We start from the raw sequence: 1,650 nt of genomic DNA on the forward strand, positions 1-1,650 counted from the left end.
CGGAAATTTTCAAGCTAGATGTCGCCTCAACGATTGGATTTCAGGCGGCTTTTTGCTCTTGCGTTTGAGGGTGTCGAGTGAGTTCAGATTTACCGACCTGATCGGGATTCAGATGGACCGTGTGCACGCGCTTCCAGTTTCGCGTAGGGCCTTTCCATCGCAGCGGGTTACGCTGCCTGGCCACCTCATAGAGCGTTGCGCGGCGATCGAGAATCTGCTGGTCAAGGTTTGCGTGACGCTGGGCCAGCGTCACGAAGCGGATCGCGCTGTGAAGATGCTCGTGGTTATACCAGCGTACTAGCCCGGTGACCCAGGTGCGCGCGGCAAACAGGGTGTCAAACGTCTGCAACGGGTAGGCCGGTCGGTACTTCAACGTCTTGAACAGCGATTCCGAATACGGATTGTCATTGCTCACGCCCGGTCGACTCAATGACGGCATAACACCCAGCGCCTGCAGGGTGGCGAGCATCGTGGCGCCTTTCATCGGGCTGCCGTTATCGGAGTGCAGGATAACCTGGTCGGGTTGTATCGCTTCGCGTGCGCAAAGGTCTTTGAGCACTTCGCTGGCCAGCATGCTGCTTTCCTCGGCATAGACCTGCCATCCGACAATCTTGCGGCTGAAGACATCGAGAAACAGATACAGATAAAAATACTGCCCACGAATCGTCGTCGGCAAGTAAGTAATGTCCCACGAGTACAGCTGGTTGGGCGCATCGGCACAGACCGCGCGCGGTTTGCTACGTGCGCTGGCCGGCCGTTCGCTGCGCCGGTGGGCGAGCTGGTTCGCTTCGCGCAGCACCCGGTAAAACGTTGATTCCGAGGCGATGTAGCGTTGCTGGTCGGCCAGTCGTGGCACGATCTGGCTCGGTGACAGGTGGGCGAATTCAGCAGAGTTGGCCACCGCCAGCAGTTCGGCGCGTTCATCGGCCGACAGCTTGTGGGCAGGCTCGTGGCGGCACAAGGTGCGCCCGTCCACGGCATCGGGGTCGCCACGTTGCCAGCGCTGCAAGGTACGCGAACTCAGCCCCAGGATCTCACACGCACGCGCCTGACGCGCCCCGGCGAGGATCGCTTCTTCGATCAGCCCGATCACGGTGCTGCGCCGCCCGAGGGAACTCATTGATCCTCGTCCCCGAACAGCGCCTGATACTTTTTTTGTAGTATCAGCAACGCCGCCGCCTCCGCCAGCGCCTTGTCCTTGCGGTTCAGTTCGCGTTGCAGTTGCGCATTGGCGTGTTTCAGTTCACGTACTTCCAGGGCGTTCTCGCGCCGGGCCGAGCCGCTGCCGGCCGTGCAGAAGTCCTGGCGCCACTGGGTGAGATGATGGGCGAACAGGCCCCGCTCACGGCACCAGGCATGCAGTGCCTCGTCGGTGAGTCCGTGGCTCTGATGCAAGGCCAGCAGGCGCTCTTCCAACGACCAATCTTCCGGGCGCCGTGCATCGACAGGCACCGGGTTGCGGCTTGCGGCGTTAGACACCCGGATCCACTTCCTTAAAGTTAATACGCTCATGTTCAGTTCGGAGGCAACCGCTCCTACGGAGCGGTTGCCTCGTTGCAGGGCCTTCGCCAGCGCCTGCTCTCTGAATTCTACAGAATACGTCTGTTTCGTCTTCAACCTGCACCTCTGAGTTCTTCAAATAACAAAAAT

Annotated in this window: 1 pseudogene; it reads right to left on the bottom strand. The window is 60.1% G+C overall.

Features of this window, described 5'->3' with window-relative positions:
- Positions 1–26: 26 nt before the first annotated feature.
- Positions 27–1,617: pseudogene (locus AWB67_RS37350) on the bottom strand (IS3 family transposase).
- Positions 1,618–1,650 lie beyond the last annotated feature (33 nt).

This window comes from Caballeronia terrestris (genome assembly GCF_001544515.1).
Classification (GTDB): domain Bacteria; phylum Pseudomonadota; class Gammaproteobacteria; order Burkholderiales; family Burkholderiaceae; genus Caballeronia; species Caballeronia terrestris.